The following is a 20877-nucleotide window of genomic DNA, read 5'->3' as shown; positions in this document are numbered from 1 at the left end:
CTACCCGACGGCGACGGACGATACCGCGATCTGCAGAAAATTGCGCAGTGTCGGAGAGTCATCGTCGCGCCGCCAGACCACCCCCGTCTCCAGCATGGGCGGGTCGGTCAGGTCCAGATAGCGCACCCCCGACCGCGCGAGGTGCCGCAGCGAGGCGGGCACCAGCGCGATCCCCAGCCCTGCTGAAACGAGGCTGACGATGGTCTGCATCTGGATCGCACGCTGCACCACGTCCACCGTCCCGCCCGCGCGCGCGAAATAACCCATCACGAGGTCGTGGAACGCGGGCGCCGCCTGCCGGGGAAAGACCACCAGCGGCGAGGCGATCACATCCGCAGGCGTGAGCCCCGTTTCCGACGTCAGTCTCCCCTCCTGCGCCCAGACTTCCGGCACGGCGGCGACCAGCGGTTCGCGCAGCAGGCAGCGATAAGCCAGCCCCGCGGGCAGGCTCTCGCCGGGCGGCGGGATAATCAGACCCGCCTGCCCCTGGCCCGCCGCAAGCTGCATCAGTTGCCAGTCGGAGGTCGCCTCTGTCAGGGCCAGATCCACCTGCGGCCAGGCCTGCCGAAACTGGCGCACAAGCGGCGGCAGGACGGAATAATCGGCGGTGGAGACGAAGGAAAGCGCGAGCTCGCCGCTTTGCCCCGACAGCAGCCGTTGCGCCACCCCCGGCAGCGCATCGAGCCCCTCCAGGGCCGCGCGCACCTGCGGCAGGAAGGCCGCACCGAACGGCGTCAGCGCCACCGACCGCCGCGTGCGCTCGAAGAGCGCGGCGCCCAGCGACCGCTCCAGCGCGAGGATCGACTGAGAGAGCGGCGGCTGGGTCATGCCCAGTCGCTCTGCCGCGCGGCCGAAATGCAGCGTCTCCGCCACCGCCACGAAATGCCTCAGCTGCCGTGCTTCCATCCATTCAGTCCCGAAACGTCTCAATCCTGCCTTTCTAATATATTTCACATCACGCCGCGAGGACGGTATGACGCGGGCAACCCATCACCCGGAGGAGGCACCCATGCCGCGTTATCGTTCCAGAACCAGCACCCATGGTCGCAACATGGCAGGGGCCCGCGGCCTTTGGCGCGCGACCGGCATGACGGAGGGCGATTTCGGCAAGCCGATCATCGCCATCGTGAACTCCTTCACACAGTTCGTGCCGGGCCACGTGCACCTCAAGGACCTCGGCCAGATGGTCGCCCGCGAGGTCGAGAACGCCGGTGGCGTGGCCAAGGAATTCAACACCATCGCGGTGGATGACGGCATCGCCATGGGGCACGACGGGATGCTGTATTCCCTGCCCTCGCGCGAGATCATCGCCGACAGCGTGGAATACATGGTGAACGCCCATTGCGCCGATGCCATGGTCTGCATTTCCAACTGTGACAAGATCACGCCCGGCATGCTGATGGCCGCCATGCGGCTGAACATCCCGGTGATCTTCGTTTCCGGCGGTCCGATGGAGGCGGGCAAGGTCGATCTTGCCTCGCTCGACATCAAGAAGGTCGACCTCGTGGATGCGATGGTGGCGGCCGCCTCGGACACCTACACCGACGAGGAAGTGCAGCACATCGAGGAAAACGCCTGCCCGACTTGTGGCTCCTGCTCCGGCATGTTCACCGCCAATTCGATGAACTGCCTTGCCGAGGCGCTGGGACTGGCGCTGCCGGGCAATGGCTCCACGCTCGCCACCCACGCCGACCGCAAGGGCCTGTTCCTCGAAGCCGGCCGCAAGATCGTGGAGATCACGCGCCGCCACTATGAACTGGAAGAAAAAGGCCTGTTGCCGCGCGAGGTCGCCACCTTCGAAGCCTTCGAGAACGCCATGAGCCTCGATATCGCCATGGGCGGGTCGACCAATACCGTGCTGCACCTGCTGGCCATTGCCGCCGAGGGCGAAGTGAATTTCACCATGGACGACATCGACCGGCTGTCGCGGCAGGTGCCCTGCCTTTGCAAGGTCGCGCCGAACATCGCCAACGTTCACATGGAGGACGTGCACCGGGCGGGCGGGATCTTCTCCATCCTCGGAGAACTCAGCCGCGCGGGGCTTCTGCACACTGATTGCGCCACGGTACACTCCACCACCATGGGCGAGGCCATCGCGCATTGGGATATCAAGGTGGCGAACAACCCGGAGGCCGAAAAGCTGTTCAGCGCGGCACCCGGCGGCGTGCGCACGACGCAGGCGTTTTCGACCGAGAACCGTTACAAGGAGTTGGACACCGACCGTGAGAACGGCGTGATCCGCTCGAAAGAACACGCCTTCAGCCAGGACGGCGGTCTCGCGGTACTCTTTGGGAATATCGCAAAGGAGGGCTGCATCGTGAAGACGGCCGGTGTCGATGCCTCCATCCTGACCTTCACCGGAACCGCCCATGTCTGCGAATCGCAGGACACCGCCGTGTCCGACATCCTCACCGGCAAGGTGAAGGAAGGCGACGTGGTTGTAATCCGCTACGAGGGTCCGAAGGGCGGGCCGGGGATGCAGGAAATGCTCTATCCGACCTCATACCTGAAATCGAAGGGACTGGGCAAAGCCTGTGCCCTGCTGACCGACGGCCGCTTTTCGGGCGGGACCTCGGGCCTGTCGATCGGGCACGTTTCGCCGGAGGCGGCAGAGGGCGGCACCATCGGGCTGGTGGAAAAGGGCGACAAGATCGAAATCGACATCCCCAACCGCCGCATCCACCTTGCCGTGGACGACGCGACCCTGGCCGCCCGCCGTGCGGCGCGCGATGCAAAGGGCTGGAAACCGGAGGAGCAGCGCAAGCGCAAGGTGTCCACCGCCCTGAAGGCTTATGCCGCGCTGACCACATCGGCGGCAAAGGGCGCGGTGCGTGACGTCGAACAGCTGTCGAAGTAAGCCGTCTTCCGATGACATGATGCGCCGCCCCACGGGGCGGCGTTTTCATTTGTCGGAGGGGTCGAGCAGCACCGCCCGGCTGACAGAAGCAAATTCGCGGCGCAGGATCACCGCCGTGGTGACCACCGCCGCCAGCATCAAGGCCCATGGCCCCACCAGCCAGGCCGATGCGGCGATGCCGAAATAGACCGAACGCAGCCCCCGATTGTAGGCGCGCGCGCCTGCGACGTTTATCTCCGCCGCTTTGTGGGCGCGCGGCACCGTCGCGGGATCGCTCGGGTCCTCCGGCACGGCGGCCATCAACACAGAGGTGTAGCCGAACAGTCGGTGCGACCAGACGAATTTCAGAAAGGCGTTGGTGCCGAGCAGCAACATCGCCATCAGCTTGATCTCGAAAACCACCACCGGGTCGGTATGCTCTGTCAGGTCGGCGGCGACGCCGCGCAACTGGTCGGCATTGCCCAGAAGCGCAAAGATCCCGCCCACCGCGATCATCGAGGCGGAGGCGAAGAACGCCGTCCCCTGCCGCAGATTCGCAACGATCTGGCTGTCGAAGATACGCGGCTGGCGGGTGACGAACTGATCCATCCACGCGTGCCGATAGCCCGCCATGAGCGACGACGTGGAGGGCCGCGCCTTTGGCGGGTGTTCGATCAGCCGCGTGGCGCCGACCCAGCACAGCAGCAAAAGAGCGACCGCCGCCGCATCGGCGATGCCGAAGCCATTGACCACGTCCAGCATCAGAACGGCTGCACCACGACGACCCAGAGGATCGCGATGGTGCCGATGACAGAGGCTTCGTTGAAGATGCGCAGGAACATGTCGCTTTCGCGGAATTCGCCCTGCTGGGCGCGGCGCACCAACCGCCCCGTGTAGATGTAGTGGACGGCCAGCAGCGTTACCAGCGTCGCCTTCAGATGCAGCCAGGCGGGCCAACCAAGCCAGGTGCCGTACCAGATGCCCGTCGCGATGGCGATCACCCCGAGTCCAAAGGAAAAGCGGTAGAGCCGGAAGGTCAGATCGCCCAGCGGGCCGTTTTCGCCCAGCCGCGCGTGTTCGCGTTTCCAGTAGATCAGCGCGCGCGGCACCGCAAAGATCGAGGTCATCCACCCCATGACGCAGAGAATGTGTATGATCTTGACCCAGGCCATGGCGGTCTCCTTGTTTGACGCCAGATGACCCGGAGCCGGGGGGCTGCGCAAGAGGCCGGTGGCCTCTCGCTGATCAAGCCCGGTTTTGGTTATTTGAGTTGACCAATTTGCCGTTTTCTGGTTTTAAACGTCCCAGCCTGACGGGAGGAGACCTCAGATGCAAATGCCGGAACCGAACGCGGGTGTGCTGTCGCGGAAGGCGCGGATCGTCGAAAGGCTGAACGCGGTTCTGCCCGGTGGTGTGATCCACGAGGAGGCCGAGGTACGCGCCTACGAATGCGATGCGCTGACCGCCTACCGTTGCCCGCCTCTGGCCGTGGTGCTGCCCTCCACGACCGAGGAAGTCGCGGCCGCGTTGAAGGTCTGCCGCGCGGAGGGCGTGCCCGTCGTGCCACGCGGCGCGGGCACCTCGCTCGCGGGCGGGTCGCTGCCGACGGCGGATTCGGTGATCCTGGGCGTGTCGCGCATGAACGAAGTGTTGGAGGTGGATTACGACAACCGCTTCATCCGGGTGCAGACCGGACGCACCAATCTGTCGGTCACCGGGGCGGTGGCCGAGGACGGCTTCTTCTACGCGCCCGACCCTTCGTCGCAGCTGGCCTGTGCGATTGCCGGGAACATCGCGATGAACTCCGGTGGGGCGCACTGCCTGAAATACGGCGTGACCACAAACAACCTCATGGGCGTGAAGATGGTGCTGATGGACGGCACCGTGGTGGAGTTGGGCGGCGCGCATCTCGACGCGGGCGGGCTGGACCTGCTGGGCGTGGTCTGCGGCTCCGAAGGGCAGCTCGGCGTGGTGACGGAGGCGACGCTGCGCATCCTGCGCCAGCCCGAAGGCGCGCGCCCGGTGCTGATCGGATATTCCTCCAACGAGGTGGCGGGCGCCTGCGTGTCCGACATCATCAAGGCGGGCGTGCTGCCTGTGGCGATCGAGTTCATGGACGCGCCCTGCATCCGCGCCACCGAGGATTTCGCCAAGGCAGGCTACCCGGATTGCGAAGCGCTCCTGATCGTGGAGGTCGAAGGCTCGGACGCGGAGATCGCCGAGCAGCTGGACAAGATCAAGGAAATCGCCAGCCGTCACGATCCCGTCGAACTGCGCGAGGCGAAGGACGCCGACGAGGCGGCGCGCATCTGGCTGGGCCGCAAGTCCGCCTTTGGTGCGATGGGAAATATCAACGATTACATCTGCCTGGACGGTACGATCCCGGTGAGCGAACTGCCCTACGTGCTGCGCCGCATCGGCGAGATGTCGCAGGAGTTCGGGCTGGAGGTCGCCAACGTCTTTCATGCAGGCGACGGCAACATGCACCCGCTGATCCTGTTCAACGCCAACCAGCCGGGCCAGCTTGAGACCTGCGAAGCTTTCGGGGCGGAGATCCTGAAGCTCTGTGTCGAGGTCGGCGGCTGCCTGACCGGAGAGCATGGCGTTGGCGTGGAAAAGCGCGACCTGATGGGCCACCAGTACGCGCCGGAGGATCTGGAGGCGCAGATGGCGGTGAAGGACGTCTTTGACCCGCAATGGCTGCTGAACCCCGCTAAGGTCTTCCCGCTGGGCGTGACCGAGGCCCGCCGCACGGCGGCGCTGGCGGCGGAATGAGGGGTTTCGGCCCGGCTGCGCCGCGCCGACCCGCGCGCGCAGGGCGCGCGCGGGCGGGGGCTCCGCCCCCGCACCCCCGGAGTATTTCGAAAGCAGAGAAACGGGGGCGCAGGGGATGAGACCTGGAAGCGAGGCGGAACTGGCGGAAATGGTGCGGCAGGCGACCGGCCCCCTGCGCGTGCGCGGTGGCGGAACCCGGACCATCGGCGACGCGGGCGCCGGGGCGGTTCTGGAGACCGGCGGGCTAGCGGGCGTGACGCTGCATGAACCGGGCGCTCTGACGCTGGTGGCGCGGCCGGGCACGCCCTTGGCGGAGGTCGAAAAGCTGCTGGACGCCGAAGGGCAGCGGCTCGCCTTTGAGCCGATGGATCATCGCGGGCTGCTGGGAACCTCTGGAACATCGACCATCGGCGGTGTGGTAGCGGCCAATGTTTCCGGACCCCGGCGCATTCAGGTCGGTGCCTGCCGGGATTTTCTCCTGGGTGTGCGTTTTGTCGATGGCACCGGGGCGGTGATCAAGAACGGCGGCCGGGTGATGAAGAACGTGACTGGCTATGACCTCGTGAAACTGCTGGCCGGGTCGCGCGGCACGCTGGGCGTGCTGACGGAGGTCTCGCTCAAGGTGCTGCCGAAGCCGGAGGCCGTGGCTTCCGTGCTGATCGACGGACTGGATGACGCAGGGGCGGTAAAGGCGCTGGCCCGCGGGCTTGGGTCGCCTTTCGACGTGACGGGCGCGGCGCATCTGCCGCAGGGACCGGACGGCGCGCCGGTGACGATGCTGCGGATCGAGGGCTTTGCCGGGTCGGTGGACTACCGTTCGGTGCAGTTGGCGGCACTGTTCGACAGCATGGCCGTCCGGGTTGAGCGCGACCCCCAGGCGGTCGCCACCACCTGGGCGGCGGTGCGCGACGTGGCACCGATGCAGGGCGCGGCAGGCGATGTCTGGCGGATCAGCTGCAAGCCTTCGGACGCGCCGGGACTGGTCGCACGGCTGGAGCCGCGCGCCGTGGTCTACGACTGGGGTGGCGGGCTGGTCTGGGCCCTGACGTCGGAGGGCACCGATGCCCGCGCGCGCCTGGGCGCCTTCGACGGCCACGCAACGCGGGTGCGCGGCGCAGGAACCACGCCGGTCTTTCCGCCCGAGCCGGGGCCGGTCGCGGCGCTGACCCGCGCGATCCGGGCAAAGTTCGACCCGCGCGGCATTCTTGCCGCTGGCCTGCCCGGCTGATGGCACGGGACCCCACATGAGGGAGGGCACGGCATGACCGGGGGCGTGATCGTCGCCTTCCTGCTGTCCTTCGTCGCGGGACCGGGGCTCTGCGCGCTCCTGCTCCGGCTACCGCCCGACCGGGGCCTGATGACGGCGCTGCTGGTGCTGACCGTCGTGCTCGCCGCCGGGGCCGTGGCACTGCAGGGGCGCGCGCCCCTGGCCGGGGTCCTTGCGGGCTGGTTGGGCTGGGTCCTGGCCTGCACCATCATCGCGCAGGCACTGCGTCGGCGGGCCGCCCCCCGCCCCTCCCCGCGCGCTGTCACCATAACCGCCATCCTGGCGACCACCATGCCGTGGTTCGGGCTGGCAACCGCCCGCTTTATGCACTGAGAGGCAAAGATGCAGACCAATTTCACCCAGGCACAACTGAAGGACGCGGGCACCGCGCGGGCGAACGAAATCCTGCGCGCCTGCGTGCATTGCGGGTTCTGTACCGCCACCTGCCCCACCTACCAGGTGCTGGGCGATGAACTGGACAGCCCGCGCGGCCGCATCTACCAGATCAAGGATATGCTGGAAAACGAGCGCGTGCCCGACCCGAAAACGGTGAAGCATGTGGATCGCTGTCTGTCCTGCCTTGCCTGCATGACGACCTGCCCCTCGGGCGTGCACTACATGCACCTCGTCGACCACGCGCGGGAGTACATCGAAAAGCACTACGATCGGCCCTTCGGCGACCGGGCGCTGCGCTGGGTCCTGTCGAAGGTCCTGCCCTATCCGGGGCGCTTCCGGCTCGCCCTGGTCGGAGCCAGGATTGCGCGCCCCTTTCGGCGGCTGGTGCCCGACGCGCGCCTGCGGGCGATGCTGGACATGGCGCCAAAGTCGATCCCGCCGGTGTCGCGCAACGACGATCCGCAAAGCTTCGCGCCCGAAGCGCCGCGCCGGATGCGCGTGGCGCTGATGACTGGCTGCGCCCAGAAAGCGCTGAACACCGACATCAACGACGCCACCATCCGCCTGTTGACCCGGCTGGGCGCGGAGGTCGTCGTGGCCAAGGGCGCGGGCTGCTGCGGGGCGCTGACGCACCACATGGGCAAGACCGACGAGAGTCACGGTTCGGCCGCCGCCAATATTGAAGCCTGGATGGTCGAGGTTCGCGGCAAGGGACTGGACGCGATCGTGGTGAACACCTCGGGCTGCGGCACCACGGTGAAGGACTACGGTCATATGTTCCGCCAAAGCGTACTGGCGGCGGATGCGGCGCAGGTGGCGGCGCTGGCGCGTGACGTCAGCGAGGTGCTGGCAGAGCTGATGCCGGAGGCCCCGGTGGATGCGGCGAACGTGGCGCGCACCTCTGTTGCGGGCATCGACCGGGCGGACGCGCCGACCGCAGCGCAGGGCACGGGGCCCTTGCGCGTCGCCTACCACGCTGCCTGCTCCCTGCAGCACGGACAGAAGATCAAGGAACATCCCAAGGCGCTGCTGAAACGCGCGGGCTTTGATGTTGTGGAACCTGCGGACAGCCATCTGTGCTGCGGCTCTGCCGGGACCTACAACCTGCTGCAACCGGAAATTTCCGCACAGTTGAAGACGCGCAAGGTCCGCACACTGGAGGCAAAGCGACCCGACGTGATCGCGGCGGGCAATATCGGGTGCATGATGCAGATCGGGTCTGGTACGGGCGTGCCCGTGGTGCATACGGTCGAACTGCTGGACTGGGCGACCGGCGGCCCGAAACCGCCTGCGCTGGAAAATGCATGACCTGCCGGAGGCCTTTGCGACCGCCAGAGGGCCCGGCCTGAACCCTACGGTGAACCTTTCGTTAACCACCCGCGAAACATGGTTAAAGCATGGCGAGCGCCGCAATTTTGCCCCAAATTATCGGTAGATGCTGCGCCAAAACGGGGGCAAACGTGCGGATCATCCTTGCTATCGTGCTGATCTGCAGCAGCAGTTTCGCCTCTGCGCAGGGGTTGTTTTCCATGGAAAGCACCGAGGGCGCGCGCCAGTGGGAGGCTGTCGGGCGGTTGGAAATCGCCGGCGAAGCCTTCTGCACAGGCGCGCTGATTACCGACCGTCTGGTTCTGACGGCGGCCCACTGCCTGTTCGATCCCGCCACCGGCGACCGGGTGCCCGTCGACCAGATCCAGTTCCTTGCCGGGTGGCGCAACGGGCGCGCGGCGGCCTACCGGCGCACGAAACGGGCCGTGGCGCATCCGGCCTATGACTACCTCGACGCCTCCAGCACCGAGCGCGTGCGCCACGACGTTGCGGTGATCGAACTTCAGCATCCGATCCGCAACACCACCGTGACGCCCTTTGACACGGCGGATCTGCCCGCCAAGGGGGCACAGGTCGGCGTCGTTTCCTATGCGCACAACCGGTCAGAGGCACCCTCCCTGCAGGATCTCTGCACCGTTCTGGTGGAGCAGGAGGGCATGCTGGTGCTGTCCTGCGAGGTCGACTTCGGCGCCTCCGGTTCGCCGGTGTTCAGCTTTGACGAGGATGGCGCTCCGCGTATCGTTTCCGTCATCTCCGCCAAGGCAGAGGCAGATGGGCGCAAGGTCTCGCTCGCGGTGGATCTTCTGGCGCCACTGCGCGACCTGCGGTCGATGCTGGCGGTGGCGCAGGATCCTGGCAGCGGGCTGGAACGCATGCCTGCAGGCAGCCGCCGCGACACCGGCGCAAAGTTCGTGAAACCCTGAGAAGAGACGATGTCCGAAGGCACCATTCAGCGATATCGAACTTGCTGCTGCGGCCACCCCTTCCTCTGTGGCCTCTGTGGCCTCTGTGGCGCGGTCAAAAGCACCGGCCGGCCTTGCCCTCCCTGAGGGCTTGAAAGCCTGCGCGGCGATACACAGCTAATGGGAACCGGAGTGCCTGGAACAGGGCTCCGGTGCACGACAGGGCCTGTCCCCGTTGGGAAGGCCCGTTCACAGGTATCGCTCAACTGGAGGATTCCATGCGACATTTCGATTTTGCACCGCTCTACCGCGCCTCTGTCGGCTTTGACCAGCTGGCCGAGATGATGGATCGCGTCCTGACCAACAACGACGCACAGCCCGCGGGCTATCCCCCCTACAATATCGAGAAGACCGACGAGAACGCTTATCGCATCTCCATCGCCGTGGCAGGCTTCGCAGATGAGGATCTGTCGGTCGAGGTGAAGGAACACGCCTTGGTCGTCTCCGCCCGCAAGGCGGATGAATCCGAAGGCCGCGCCTATCTGCATCGCGGTATCGCGACGCGCGCCTTCGAACGGCGCTTCCACCTCGCCGATCATGTCCGCGTCGTCGGCGCCACCCACGAGAACGGGATGCTGCACATCGACCTGGTGCGCGAGATCCCCGAGGCGCTGAAACCGCGCCGGATCGAGATCGCGAAACCGCAGGTGGCCATCTCGAAGGACGTGGTCGAGGCCGACAAGGTCAACTGACCCGACGCTGAACCGATCGTGAAAGGGGGCCCACAGGCCCTCTTTCCTGCGTTTGAATTTGCTTTACGGGACGCAGGGTCCCATACGGTTCTGCATGGAATGGCGATCCGTAACCTTCGACTGGAACCGCGCGCGCGCGTTCCTCGTGACGGCGGAAGAGGGTTCCCTCTCCGCGGCGGCGCGGGCGCTGGGCATGACGCAGCCCACGCTGGGCCGTCAGGTCACCGCACTCGAGCAGGAACTGGGCGTGACCCTCTTCGAACGCGCCGGGCGCGGGCTGGTGCTGACCGATTCCGGTGCGCGGCTGGTGGAACACGTCCGGGCCATGGGCGAGGCGGCGGTGGCCGTCTCCCTCGCTGCCGGCGGGCAGGCCCGCGACCTCTCGGGCCCCGTCGCCGTAACCGCCTCCGAACTCTACGCGCTCTGGCTCTTGCCAGCCGTGCTGGAGCGGCTGGCACGGGTTGCCCCGGCCATCACTGTCGAAGTTGTCGCTTCCAATGCCATCCGCGACCTGAAACGGCGCGAGGCCGATATCGCCATCCGCAATACCCGCCCGGAACAGCCCGACCTGATAGGGCGGCAGGTTGCGCAGGATCGCGCCGGCCTCTTCGTCAGCCCGGCCTACCTCCAGGCTTTCGGGCCACTGGATCGCCCCCAAGACCTCGCCCGCGCCCGGCTGATCGGCTTTGACGACAACGCGAAATTCCTAGGAGCCCTGACCCTCGCGGGCCTCCCCGTGACAGAGGCGCAATGCGCCATCAGCGCCAGTTCCCACGCGGTCGTCGTGGAATACATCCGGCAGGGGCTGGGCGTGGGACTCTGTCCGGTGGGCATGGCGGCGAACGACCCGCATATGGTCCGCGTGCTGCTCGAAACCGGCTTCGACTACCCCGTCTGGCTGGTGGCTCACCGCGAATTGCACACCTCTCCACGCGTCCGGCTGGTCTGGGATCTGCTGGCAGAGATGCTTCCGGCATTGCTTCGTTAACGATAACGGCGGCGTAGCAGTGCCCAACCGGGACGCTGCAAGAGATCCCTTCGGGGCAACGCGCGGCCGCATTCCACCAGCCAGAGCGTGGCCGAAATCCGATCCGCCATGCGAAAGGCCAAAAGGAATCCACCCAGCGCCAGAACCAGCGATACCCCCACCCCGAAGGGCGCGGTATCCGCCAATAGCGCGGCACAGCCCGATACGATCACCGCCGACCAGACCTGCGCCTCCGCCCGCATCCGCGTCGCGACCAACCCAGGTGACAGGTCCACCTCGCCCCAAGGCTTGCCCAGCAGCATGATTTCCACCATGCGCTGGCGCGCCTGCGCATTCAGATAGCTTTGCGGCAAATGATCGCGATCCAGAAGGTCATTCGCAATATTGTCGTCCAGCCAGCAGATCCGCAGCACGACGAGGACCCCCAGCAGGCCGGTAAAGGCCGGATCGAGGTTCAGCGCCCCCAGCGCCCCGGCGGCTATGGCAAGCGCTCCGGCAAGGACGCACAGAACGACCGACAAATCCGGATCCTCGGGCATGGGGGCCTCCATGGCTTTATCCTTATCCTTCGACGGTACAACGCAAGGCTTAAGCGCCGGTTGCAATCTCAAATGAACGAAAACTCGCGGCACTTTCCCTTACGGTACCGGACCCAACGGACCTGCACCGTTTATGGTTCCCACACCGCGCCTGCCCCGCTTCTTCGGTTTCCAAATACCTCGGGGGCGGCGCTTCGCAGAAGCGACCGGGGGCAGCGCCCCCGAACCGTGCCCCTTGGGCGCAAATCCTGTCGCCCGAAGGGCGCCCATGACGCGCGCCGCAGGCGCGCGGGGGTCGACCGACGTCAGCGGGCGAAACAGGCCGGAGAAACTCGGCCCAACAAACACGGATCAAAAAAGCAGGCCCGAAAAAGCAGGCCCGAAAAACGCAAACGCGCCCCGCGGACTCCCGCGGGGCGCGCTGGTTCACACCGAACCGGTTACTGCGAGGGCTGCTCCGCGCGGCCCACCTGCCAGAAGAATGTCTCGCCAGAGCTGTCATCCACCCCGTCGTTGTCGGTAACGGCCCAGATCGTGCCGTCGGCCGTGATCGCCAGCCCCTCGACCTTGTCGACGACATAGCCACCCTGCGAGGCCAGCGCCGGGATCAGGTCCGCGACCTCTTCCTTCGTGACCACCGGCAGGTCGCCGCCCAGCGCCACAGGCACCATCTCGGACGCCGGGATGCGATAGACCTTCTTTGTCACCGCAGCCGCACCGATCTGATTGTCGCGCTCGATGACATAGACCCAGTCGCCATGCGCCACGATCTCCGACAGGCCGACCCAGCCGGTCTGCGGCGCCGCCTTCTCGTAGCGGACCGCCCCCCACTCCTCGGACTTCAGGTCATAGGCCACCAGCTTCACCGTGTTCTCTGGATCGTCGGTCCACTCGCGCTGCACCGCCATCCAGAGCACGTCGCCGATCCTTGTCACCCCTTCGAAGCCAAAGCGCTTCTCGTTCGCCAACAGGTCTGCGGGCAGCGCGACCTCCCCGGTGATCTCGCCGGAGGCGCCGACGTGGTAAAGCGCGTGCGGGATCAGCCGGTCGGTTCGGCCTTCCGAAGCCAGCCAGAAACCGCCCTCCCCATCCGTGGTGATTCCCTCCAGATCCAGCTTTTGCGCCGGCATCCCGGCACGCGTCACCGGCAGCGCTTTCACGATGCGCGCCGGGGACACCGTGGCGTCGATGCTGGAGATCGTCGGCTGATAGCCGTAGAAGCTGTCGTTGACGGCATGGATCAGACCATCTTCGCCGGCCACCATGCCCGAAATCGCACCCCAGCCGATCAGCGTGTCCGCCCCGGCAGAGGTCAGCTGCGGGTAGGCGGCCTTTGCCTCCTGATATTCGTACAGCATAACATGCGCCCGCACGCCGCCGTCCTCGACCAGATCAGCCTCGTTCGCGGTTACCAAAAGGTTCCGCTCCGGGATTGCGATCGCACCCTCGGGAGCGATGCCGGAGGGCAGGAGCTGCCTGAACACCGGGCTGGCCGGATCGGTCACGTCGTAAACGGACACGGTGGAGGACCGCTCCCCCAGAACAAAGGCGAAGGTCGTATCCCCGAAGGTCGCGACTTCCATGCCCTCGGGCTCCGCGCCCTTCGCGTCCGACCGCTTGTCCGGGTAGTGGCCCGCCTGGATCACAGCCGTTTCGAAATCCGAACCGCTCTCGAACACCACCGAGCCGTCCTTCGAAAACACCGTGACGGAGCGGGAGCCGCCGTCCATGTCGCCCTCGTTCGCGGTCATGAAATGCGCGTCATCCAGCCACTGCACCCCGTCGGGTTCGCGCGGGCGCCCTTCCTGCGTGTCCTCGAAGCGCAGCGCGCCGCGCTCGTCCTTCGTGTCGATGCGGGTCAGGTCGACCGCGCCCGCCGGGAAATGATTGATCACCGTGCCTTCCGCGCCGATCACGACGAGGTGGTTGTTTTCCTGCAGCGACACCACGATCTCGCCCCGCGCGTTCACGTCGACGAATTCCGGCTCCGGGTCGTCGGGCGCGATTTCCGCCAGCCCGGTGACGTCGATCCGCTGCACCGCGCAGTCCATCGCGCCGTCCGTGATCGCCACCTTGGATACCCAGCCACCCGGCATCTGACCGATGCGGCCGTCGCCCGCGTCCTCGTCGCGCTCGTTCTCGATGGCGACGACGACAAAGGTCCCCGCCTCATCATGCGCCGTCGCATCGGGCTGCCCGCCCAGGTCGCAGCTTTGGGCGATCTCGCCCGTGGCGAGGTCGAGCGCAAGAAGCGTGCCTGACGGCTTCGTGTAGCTTTCCGAGGTGTTCACGGCGACATAGGCCGTGTTGCCGATCACCGTGACAGAGGTCGGCTCCCCGCCCACGTCGGTGTTGCCCAGCGGCGCAGGCGCCTTGGGATCAGTGATGTCGATCCGGCCCACCACGCCCAGCGGGCTGTCGGTGTAGATCAGCGTCATGCCGTCCGCGGAGGCGGCGATGATCTCGGCGGAGGTTTCGCGGGCGGTGTCCTCGCCCGGCGCCATGTTCAGCGGCGTAGCGAACGACGCGATGCGGTTGAAATTCATCTCGGCATGGGCCGCCCCGGCGGTCAGCGCCAGCGCGCTGGTCAGGCAGATGCTGCGAAAGGTCATGTCACGGGTCCCCCGTTGTGTTCTGCATCAGCCTTTGCTGTCGCACTGTAACAACCGTGTGATGAACGCGTGACAGCGCTGCGAAACCCGCCCCCGCAGGATGCCGGTGCAGGGGATCGCGTCACTTCGTCAGGCTCTCCGCCAACCGCATGAGGGTGATCGCCTCCGTGCGGTAGCCAAAGCGGTCCGCCCCTTTCGAGGCCTGCGCCAGCGCGATGGCATCGCCCATCGACCAGTCGCCAATCAGGGTCGATCCCTTCAGAATCTGGCCAAAGCCCGCGATGGCCGTCGCCCAGCCCGCTTCTGGCAGGGGGGCGGCATCGGCCATAATCGGCGTCTCGATCAGCCGGCTTTCGCCCTCCCCCGGTGCCTTGTAGCGCAGGCGGAGGAATCCCAGCTCCTTGCTGTCGGACGCGACTTGCCGCGCCCCGTACCGCAAGGGATCAGTCATGCGCGCACCGGAGCCCGTGGGCGTGATCTCGTATAGCGCGGTCACCTGGTGGCCTGCGCCGATCTCGCCCGCGTCGACGTGATCATTGTTGAAATCCTCTCGGCGCAGGGCGCGGGTCTCGTAGCCGACCAACCGGTATTCCGCGACCAGCGCGGGGTTCCATTCCACCTGGATCTTCACATCGTCAGCGATGGGCACCAGCGCCCCGGTCAACTGGTCCGCCAGCACCTTCTGGGCCTCGGCCAGCGTGTCGATGTAGGCGGCCATTCCGTTACCGTTCTGCGCCAGCGCCTGCATCGTCGCATCATCCAGATTTCCGCGCCCAAAGCCCAGAACGCTAAGGTAGGTGCCGCCCTTCCGCTGCTCCGCGATGAAGTCCTTCAGCGCCTCCGGGTCGCTGAGGCCGACGTTGAAATCGCCATCGGTGGCGAGGATCACGCGGGACACGGCACCATCACGGGCCATTTCCTGCGCCGTGGCATAGGCCTGTTGCAGCCCGGCCTGCCCCGCCGTGCCACCGCCTGCCTGCAGGTTCTCCAGCGCGGTCAGGATCGTGTTGCGCTCCGTCGCCGGGGTGGGCGGCAGCACGCGCCCCGCCGATCCCGCGTAGGTCACGATGGAAACCCGATCCTCAGCCCCGAGCTGGCCCAGCATCAGGCGAAAGCTCTGTTTCAGGAGCGGCAGCTTGTCCGGCTCGTTCATCGACCCGGAGGTGTCGATCAGGAAGACAAGGTTCATGGGTGGGCGGGCGATGCCCGGCACTCCGGTTTTGCTGCCCTGTCCCAGAGGCAGCGCCCCCTGCAAACCGATCTGCACGATCCGCGTGCCCGCCCGCCACGGACTGTCCGACACGCCGACATGGGTGGCAAAGGGCTGCCCCGCCTGCGGGCCCGCGTAGTCATAGTCGAAATAGTTCACCATCTCCTCGATCCGCACGGCGTCCTTCGGCGGCAGTTGCCCCATGGTCAGTGCGCGGCGGATGTAGGACCACGACGCCGTGTCCACGTCGATGGAGAAGGTCGATACCGGCTCCTCCACTGTGACCTTGACGGGGTGGTCAGGGGCCTGCGGAAAAGCCTCCGTATCCGGCCGGGGCCGCGGCACCGCGTCAGGAACAGGGCGCGGGACGGGGGCGGGCGCGATGCCCGGCGAGGGCGCGGCAAGCGTCGCCATACCGCCCCCCGGTGCACCGCCTGCGGGGGCCGTGCGGGTCGACAACGACGGCTCGGCACGCATCCGTTCCATGGCCACAGGCGGGGAGGCCACAGGCGGGGAGGCCACAGGCGGAACCGGCGCGGCGGCGTCTGCCTGCGTGGCGAATTCCTGCGGCGCCTCTGCCGCCTCTGCCTCCGGCGATGCCGGGTCGTCCAGATCGACCTCCGGCTTGGGCACGGGGGCCTCGTGTGCCTCCCGCAGAACACCCGTCGCCTGGGGCCCTTGCGTTCTCAGAACCGGGATCACGGCCAGCATTGCCACGGCGGCAAGCGCGGTGGTGGCGGTCAGGATGGCGCGGGTGTTTCTGGCGATCAGCATCTTCAATCCTCCGAGCAGGCCCCTGGGGCCGGTTTCAGAGATGCGACGCGCGCCGGGCGCCAGTCCTTGGGAAGATCCGTGCAAATGCTCGAAATTCTTCATCGCCAGCGCCAGAACCTCCGCCTTGCGGTCGGCGTCCGGCGGCGGCAATGCCTCGTCCATCGCGGCCTTCAGCCTGTCGAGATCGTCGGTCATCTGCTCTCTCCCGCCGCGTCGGCGTCCCTCACCGCGCGCAGCCGCTTCTTTGCCTCCGAAATGCGCCAGCTGATCGTGCCCTCGGACACGCCCAGTACCGCGCCCGCCTCCGCGTGGCTGACCCCGTCGAGCACCAGCGCAAGCGTCTCGCGCAGATCGTCGTTCAGGCAGGCCATGGCCTCCGCCAGCCAGTCGCGGCGGGCGGCCTCCTCGGCGTTCGCCGCCTGACGCGCCTCTTCCCAGTCGCCCCAGCCTGCGGCGGCCCGCGCACGCGTCGCCTGCCTGCGGAAACGGTCGCGCGCGGCGTTCACCGCGATGCGGTAGAGCCATGTGGACAGCTTCGCCTCACCCCGGAAACTCCGCAGTTTGCCGGGCAGCGCGGCACAAAGATCCTGCGCCAGATCCTCCGCCTCCGCCGGGTTGCCGGTCAGCCGGACGGCGTAGCCGTAAACGCGGTCGTAGACCCGCGCCACAAGCAGCCCGAAGGCCGCCCGGTCGCCAGACGCGGCGGCGCGGGCGAGAGTTTCGTCATCCGGGTATATCTGGGCATCCATGCGCATCTTGTTCCTTGGACGCGCGCGCCTCTGCAATGCTTGGATACCTTACCGTCTTTTTTCGGAATCGACGGACGAAGGTCCCCCTCAAGTGTTCAAGAGCCGGTTTACCATGGCGCTTTCTGGATGGCGCAACCCGGCGATCACGTCGAAGTGGTGTCTGTCCTCGTCGATCACCAATCCGCAGCCCCAGGTCTCCTCCAGCCACTTCGCCTGATGCAGGAAGGCGGGCCGTTCCGCCCCGCCAACCCAGATCGTGACGGGGGCCACGGGGGCATCGAACGACACCGGGCTTTCGGCGCGGGCCTCCTCTTCATCCAGATGCAGATCGGCGTTCATCTCGGTCCGCATCAGGGGCCTCAGATCGGACAGCGGCGAGATCGGCATGTAATGCACCACACGCGCGCGCAGATCGTCCGGCAACACCTGCGCCATCCGCGCGGTCAGATGGCCCCCGGCGGAATGACCGGTGATGACGATCGGCCCTGTCACCTCGGCCGCCGCCACGGTGATTGCCTGCGCGATCTGGCGCGTGATGTCGCGGATGCGCACGGAGGGACACAGGTCGTAGGACGGCATCGCCACCGCCCAGCCCCGCGCCCGCGCGCCTTCGGCGAAATGCGACCAGTCCGAGCGGTCGAAGCGCCGCCAGTAGCCGCCGTGGATGAAGACCAGCAGCCCCTCCGGCTCGCCTTCGGGCAGGAAAAGATCCAGCCGCTGCCGCTCCCCTTCGCCATAGGGCAGGCCCAGAAGCGCCCGCGTGCCCAGCGCCGCGCGGTAGTCCGCCGCCTCCGCCGCCCAGCGCGGTGGGTAGTCGGCGGCACCGGGGATGTAGGTGCCGTTCTCGTAGGCGTCAGTGAGGTCTGTCGTGGAGTCTGCCATGGATTTGGCCCTATACTTTCTCTGCTCTAGATGCTCAGGCTACGCCCAACAACGCGGAGAGAAAACCATGCTGGATCAGTCGACCGACCTCAAGAGCCTGCTCAAGGATCCCACCCTGCTGGAACCCCGCGCCTACGTGAACGGCGAGTTCGTCGAGAACGGAGAAACCTTCGGCGTGACCAACCCGGCGCGCGGGGACGTCATCGCGCAGGTCACAGACCTCAGCCGCGACGACGTGGCCCGCGCCATCGACGCCGCCTATACCGCACAAAAGGACTGGGCACAGTGGACCGGCAAGGAGCGCGCCGCGAAACTGCGCAAATGGTTCGACCTGATGATGGAGAACCAGGAGGATCTCGCCATCATCATGACCGCCGAGCAGGGCAAGCCCCTGGCCGAGAGCCGGGGCGAGATCGCGTATGGCGCGGGCTTCATCGAGTTCTTTGGCGAAGAGGCGAAGCGTATCTACGGCGAGACCATCCCAGGCCACCAGCGCGACAAGCGCATCATGGTGATGAAGCAGCCGATCGGCGTCGCCGCCTCCATCACGCCGTGGAACTTCCCCAATGCCATGATCGCGCGCAAGGCCGCCCCCGCGCTCGCCGCCGGCTGCGCCTTTGTCGGGCGCCCCGCTGCCGAAACGCCGCTGTCAGCCACGGCCATGGCCGTGCTGGCGCATCGCGCAGGCATCCCGGCGGGTGTCCTGAACATCGTCACATCGTCGAAATCCTCCGACGTCGGCAAGGAATTCTGCGAGAACGCCAAGGTGCGCAAGCTGACCTTCACCGGCTCGACCGAAGTGGGGCGCATCCTGCTGAAGCAGGCCGCCGACCAGGTGATGAAATGCTCGATGGAGCTGGGCGGCAATGCGCCCTTCATCGTCTTTGACGACGCCGACATCGATGCCGCCGTGCAGGGCGCGATCCTGTGCAAGTTCCGCAACAACGGACAGACCTGCGTCTGCGCCAACCGCATCTACGTGCAGTCCGGCATCTACGACGCCTTCGCAGCGAAACTGAAGGCAGCCGTGGAAAAGATGAAGGTCGGTGACGGCCTCGAAGAGGGCACAGACCTCGGCCCGCTGATCAACTCCGACGCCATCGACAAGGTGCAGGAACACATCGCCGACGCCACCGCGAAGGGCGCGACCGTCATTCTTGGCGACGGCAAACCGATGCAGCGCGCGGGCCACTTCCTGCCGCCGACCATCGTGACCGGCGTCACGCAGGACATGCAGGTCGCGACCGACGAAACCTTCGGTCCGCTCGCACCGCTGTTCAAGTTCGACACCGTCGACGACGTGATCGAGATGGCAAACGACACGATCTTTGGACTCGCGTCGTATTTCTACGCCAATGACCTCTCCCGCGTGTACAAGGTCGCAGAGGCGCTGGAATATGGCATCGTCGGGGTCAACACCGGCATCATCTCGACCGAGGTGGCGCCGTTCGGCGGCGTGAAGCAATCCGGCCTTGGCCGCGAAGGCAGCCATCACGGCATCGAGGACTACCTGGAGATGAAATACGTTTGCCTAAGCGTATAAGCCCGGAACGCTTCGACCTCCTGTCCGCCGCCGAAAACGATGGCGGGCCGGAGGTCGACCTGCCCGCGTGGTTCGCCGCCGCGCATACCGGCGACGGCTCGCCATGGCTTGCCGCCGCGCAGGCGGACGAACTTGTGCGCTACGCCCTGAAGCGCGGCGAGGGCGTCTGCCTGATGGAGGCCGCCGCGCGCATGTTCCACGAGCCGCCCCGCGACATCGGCTGGGAGATCCTCGGCAATGACCGCGACGGCTTCAACTGGGCCGATCACCGCGACCCAAAGCTCGCCTACCGGGTGTTTCTGGCCAAGCTGAAGAAGGCCAAACTGGACGGGGTGCAGCTTCTGTATAAGCTGTGGTTCGCCGCCGGGGCCTGAGGGGGCCTGAGCGTGGCGGAAGAGGTTCACCTTTACCTTTATCCCGACCTTCGCAACCGGATGGAGCATGGTCGGGACAGGTTTCTCGGGACTTTTGTCGGTCTTTTGAGGGCGCGCGGCTGGCGCGTGGTGGTGCACGACGACAGCGCAAAGGAACTGGCGCAGGCCCCGCACCGCGCGGGCCACGCACTAGTGCGGATGATCCCGCCACCGCACGACCGGGCGCTGACCTTCCGTCGTACCTACCTGCGGCCCTTCTGGCATCTCGAACGCGTGGCTGAGCGCTGGAACTGGCCGGTGGCCCGCGCACGGTTCGACGCAAGCGGCGTGGCACCGAATAAGCCTGAACGATTTCTTAACAACCTGAGGCAGAGACATTACCCGCGGGTAACGCCATCGCGGGAGGGGTTCGTACTCGTCCCCCTGCAGGGGCGCCTTCTGGAGCACCGCAATTTTCAATCCATGTCGCCCATCGCCATGTTGGAGACGCTGCTGCAACACGACCCCCGCCCCCTGCATGCCACCCTCCATCCAAAGGAGCCGCCCGGCCCGGAGGAACGCGCCGCCCTCGACGCTCTCGCCGCTCGCCACCAGCGGCTGACGATCTCCACCGGCACCACTGCCGCGCTGCTGCCCTGCTGCGACTATGTGGCGACCCAGACCTCCGCCGTGGCCTTCTCCGGCTACCTGCTCGAAAAACCCGCGCTGCTCTTTGGGCAAACCGACTTCCACCACATCGCGACCACTGTCGCGGACCTCGGCGCGGAAGAGGCCTTGGCCCGCGCCCCCGGCATGACCCCGAATTTTGCCGCCTACCTGTGGTGGCGGCTGCGCGATCACGCCATCGACGACAGCCGCCCCGACCTTGAAACGCGCATTCTTCGGGCGCTGCGTCGCGCCGGCTGGCCCGTCCACTGACCAATCCGGGCGGCGCTTTGCATGACCACTT

The 20877-nt window shown here is 66.6% G+C and carries 19 protein-coding genes; 11 read left to right on the top strand and 8 right to left on the bottom strand.

Going from position 1 to position 20877, the window contains the following annotated elements; all coding sequences use genetic code 11:
- A complete protein-coding gene (locus J5474_RS18025; RefSeq protein WP_209362633.1) occupies nucleotides 1-906 on the bottom strand; it encodes a LysR family transcriptional regulator in 906 nt (301 codons plus the stop codon).
- Between the two features lie 103 nt (nucleotides 907-1009).
- On the opposite strand from J5474_RS18025, the gene ilvD reads away from it, so the two are divergent.
- A complete protein-coding gene (gene ilvD, locus J5474_RS18020; protein WP_209362631.1) occupies nucleotides 1010-2857 on the top strand; it encodes a dihydroxy-acid dehydratase in 1848 nt (615 codons plus the stop codon).
- A 45-nt stretch (nucleotides 2858-2902) separates the two neighbouring features.
- Here ilvD and J5474_RS18015 read toward each other — a convergent pair whose 3' ends face one another.
- Complete coding sequence (locus J5474_RS18015) at nucleotides 2903-3598, bottom strand: DUF599 domain-containing protein (protein WP_209362630.1); 696 nt, start codon at nucleotides 3596-3598, stop codon at nucleotides 2903-2905.
- Nucleotides 3598-4008: a CopD family protein gene (locus J5474_RS18010; RefSeq protein ID WP_209362628.1), complete on the bottom strand. Its 411-nt coding sequence runs from the start codon at nucleotides 4006-4008 to the stop codon at nucleotides 3598-3600. Before J5474_RS18010 ends, J5474_RS18015 begins: the two co-directional genes overlap by 1 nt.
- Nucleotides 4009-4165: 157 nt before the next feature.
- Here J5474_RS18010 and J5474_RS18005 point away from each other — a divergent pair, with 157 nt between their 5' ends.
- The 7 genes from J5474_RS18005 (at nucleotide 4166) to J5474_RS17975 (ending at nucleotide 11245) form a co-directional block, all read left to right on the top strand.
- Nucleotides 4166-5611: an FAD-linked oxidase C-terminal domain-containing protein gene (locus tag J5474_RS18005; protein ID WP_209362626.1), complete on the top strand. Its 1446-nt coding sequence runs from the start codon at nucleotides 4166-4168 to the stop codon at nucleotides 5609-5611.
- A gap of 115 nt (nucleotides 5612-5726) precedes the next feature.
- Entirely contained in the window at nucleotides 5727-6839 is a 1113-nt protein-coding gene (locus J5474_RS18000; protein WP_209362624.1) for an FAD-binding protein, read from the top strand.
- Between the two features lie 33 nt (nucleotides 6840-6872).
- Nucleotides 6873-7211 (top strand): hypothetical protein, encoded by a 339-nt coding sequence (locus tag J5474_RS17995; protein WP_209362622.1) that lies wholly within the window; start codon nucleotides 6873-6875, stop codon nucleotides 7209-7211.
- A gap of 9 nt (nucleotides 7212-7220) precedes the next feature.
- Nucleotides 7221-8582 (top strand): glycolate oxidase subunit GlcF, encoded by a 1362-nt coding sequence (gene glcF, locus J5474_RS17990; protein WP_209362619.1) that lies wholly within the window; start codon nucleotides 7221-7223, stop codon nucleotides 8580-8582.
- Nucleotides 8583-8803: 221 nt separating this feature from the next.
- Nucleotides 8804-9526, top strand: coding sequence for a trypsin-like serine peptidase (locus J5474_RS17985; protein WP_209362721.1), 723 nt, complete (start codon nucleotides 8804-8806; stop codon nucleotides 9524-9526).
- 257 nt (nucleotides 9527-9783) lie between these two features.
- On the top strand, nucleotides 9784-10257 hold the full coding sequence (locus J5474_RS17980) for an Hsp20 family protein (RefSeq protein ID WP_209362617.1): 474 nt from the start codon (nucleotides 9784-9786) through the stop codon (nucleotides 10255-10257).
- A gap of 94 nt (nucleotides 10258-10351) precedes the next feature.
- Nucleotides 10352-11245 carry a LysR family transcriptional regulator gene (locus J5474_RS17975; RefSeq protein WP_209362615.1) on the top strand — a complete coding sequence of 298 codons (894 nt, stop codon included), beginning with the start codon at nucleotides 10352-10354 and terminating at the stop codon, nucleotides 11243-11245.
- Here the strand turns inward: J5474_RS17975 and J5474_RS17970 are convergent.
- From J5474_RS17970 to J5474_RS17950, 5 genes are all read right to left on the bottom strand, one after another.
- Nucleotides 11242-11784 carry a hypothetical protein gene (locus J5474_RS17970; protein WP_209362612.1) on the bottom strand — a complete coding sequence of 181 codons (543 nt, stop codon included), beginning with the start codon at nucleotides 11782-11784 and terminating at the stop codon, nucleotides 11242-11244. The genes J5474_RS17975 and J5474_RS17970 overlap by 4 nt on opposite strands.
- Before the next feature lie 440 nt (nucleotides 11785-12224).
- Nucleotides 12225-14396, bottom strand: a complete 2172-nt coding sequence (locus tag J5474_RS17965; protein ID WP_209362610.1) for an esterase-like activity of phytase family protein — start codon at nucleotides 14394-14396, stop codon at nucleotides 12225-12227.
- 121 nt (nucleotides 14397-14517) lie between these two features.
- A complete protein-coding gene (locus J5474_RS17960) occupies nucleotides 14518-16575 on the bottom strand; it encodes a vWA domain-containing protein (protein WP_209362607.1) in 2058 nt (685 codons plus the stop codon).
- Nucleotides 16572-17129: an RNA polymerase sigma factor gene (locus J5474_RS17955; RefSeq protein ID WP_245216559.1), complete on the bottom strand. Its 558-nt coding sequence runs from the start codon at nucleotides 17127-17129 to the stop codon at nucleotides 16572-16574. The genes J5474_RS17960 and J5474_RS17955 overlap by 4 nt, the downstream gene beginning before the upstream one ends.
- 87 nt (nucleotides 17130-17216) lie before the next feature.
- On the bottom strand, nucleotides 17217-18011 hold the full coding sequence (locus J5474_RS17950) for an alpha/beta hydrolase (RefSeq protein ID WP_209362605.1): 795 nt from the start codon (nucleotides 18009-18011) through the stop codon (nucleotides 17217-17219).
- A 67-nt stretch (nucleotides 18012-18078) separates the two neighbouring features.
- On the opposite strand from J5474_RS17950, the gene J5474_RS17945 reads away from it, so the two are divergent.
- From J5474_RS17945 to J5474_RS17935, 3 genes are read left to right on the top strand one after another with little or no spacing between them, the layout of a single operon-like run.
- On the top strand, nucleotides 18079-19554 hold the full coding sequence (locus J5474_RS17945) for an NAD-dependent succinate-semialdehyde dehydrogenase (protein WP_209362602.1): 1476 nt from the start codon (nucleotides 18079-18081) through the stop codon (nucleotides 19552-19554).
- Nucleotides 19539-19928, top strand: a complete 390-nt coding sequence (locus J5474_RS17940; RefSeq protein ID WP_209362600.1) for a hypothetical protein — start codon at nucleotides 19539-19541, stop codon at nucleotides 19926-19928. The genes J5474_RS17945 and J5474_RS17940 overlap by 16 nt, the downstream gene beginning before the upstream one ends.
- A 12-nt stretch (nucleotides 19929-19940) precedes the next feature.
- On the top strand, nucleotides 19941-20846 hold the full coding sequence (locus J5474_RS17935; RefSeq protein WP_209362597.1) for a hypothetical protein: 906 nt from the start codon (nucleotides 19941-19943) through the stop codon (nucleotides 20844-20846).
- Nucleotides 20847-20877 lie beyond the last annotated feature (31 nt).

Source organism: Sagittula salina (assembly GCF_017813235.1).
Classification (GTDB): Bacteria; Pseudomonadota; Alphaproteobacteria; order Rhodobacterales; family Rhodobacteraceae; genus Sagittula; species Sagittula salina.
Note: the sequence above shows the minus strand (reverse complement) of the source record. Positions and strands in the feature narration are given on the sequence as shown.

Coding starts and splice junctions, on each gene's coding strand:
- J5474_RS18025 (WP_209362633.1), bottom strand. CDS start 906: ATGGAAGCACGGCAGCTGAGGCATTTCGTGGCGGTGGCGGAGACGCTG.
- ilvD (WP_209362631.1), top strand. CDS start 1,010: ATGCCGCGTTATCGTTCCAGAACCAGCACCCATGGTCGCAACATGGCA.
- J5474_RS18015 (WP_209362630.1), bottom strand. CDS start 3,598: ATGCTGGACGTGGTCAATGGCTTCGGCATCGCCGATGCGGCGGCGGTC.
- J5474_RS18010 (WP_209362628.1), bottom strand. CDS start 4,008: ATGGCCTGGGTCAAGATCATACACATTCTCTGCGTCATGGGGTGGATG.
- J5474_RS18005 (WP_209362626.1), top strand. CDS start 4,166: ATGCAAATGCCGGAACCGAACGCGGGTGTGCTGTCGCGGAAGGCGCGG.
- J5474_RS18000 (WP_209362624.1), top strand. CDS start 5,727: ATGAGACCTGGAAGCGAGGCGGAACTGGCGGAAATGGTGCGGCAGGCG.
- J5474_RS17995 (WP_209362622.1), top strand. CDS start 6,873: ATGACCGGGGGCGTGATCGTCGCCTTCCTGCTGTCCTTCGTCGCGGGA.
- glcF (WP_209362619.1), top strand. CDS start 7,221: ATGCAGACCAATTTCACCCAGGCACAACTGAAGGACGCGGGCACCGCG.
- J5474_RS17985 (WP_209362721.1), top strand. CDS start 8,804: ATGGAAAGCACCGAGGGCGCGCGCCAGTGGGAGGCTGTCGGGCGGTTG.
- J5474_RS17980 (WP_209362617.1), top strand. CDS start 9,784: ATGCGACATTTCGATTTTGCACCGCTCTACCGCGCCTCTGTCGGCTTT.
- J5474_RS17975 (WP_209362615.1), top strand. CDS start 10,352: ATGGAATGGCGATCCGTAACCTTCGACTGGAACCGCGCGCGCGCGTTC.
- J5474_RS17970 (WP_209362612.1), bottom strand. CDS start 11,784: ATGCCCGAGGATCCGGATTTGTCGGTCGTTCTGTGCGTCCTTGCCGGA.
- J5474_RS17965 (WP_209362610.1), bottom strand. CDS start 14,396: ATGACCTTTCGCAGCATCTGCCTGACCAGCGCGCTGGCGCTGACCGCC.
- J5474_RS17960 (WP_209362607.1), bottom strand. CDS start 16,575: ATGACCGACGATCTCGACAGGCTGAAGGCCGCGATGGACGAGGCATTG.
- J5474_RS17955 (WP_245216559.1), bottom strand. CDS start 17,129: ATGGATGCCCAGATATACCCGGATGACGAAACTCTCGCCCGCGCCGCC.
- J5474_RS17950 (WP_209362605.1), bottom strand. CDS start 18,011: ATGGCAGACTCCACGACAGACCTCACTGACGCCTACGAGAACGGCACC.
- J5474_RS17945 (WP_209362602.1), top strand. CDS start 18,079: ATGCTGGATCAGTCGACCGACCTCAAGAGCCTGCTCAAGGATCCCACC.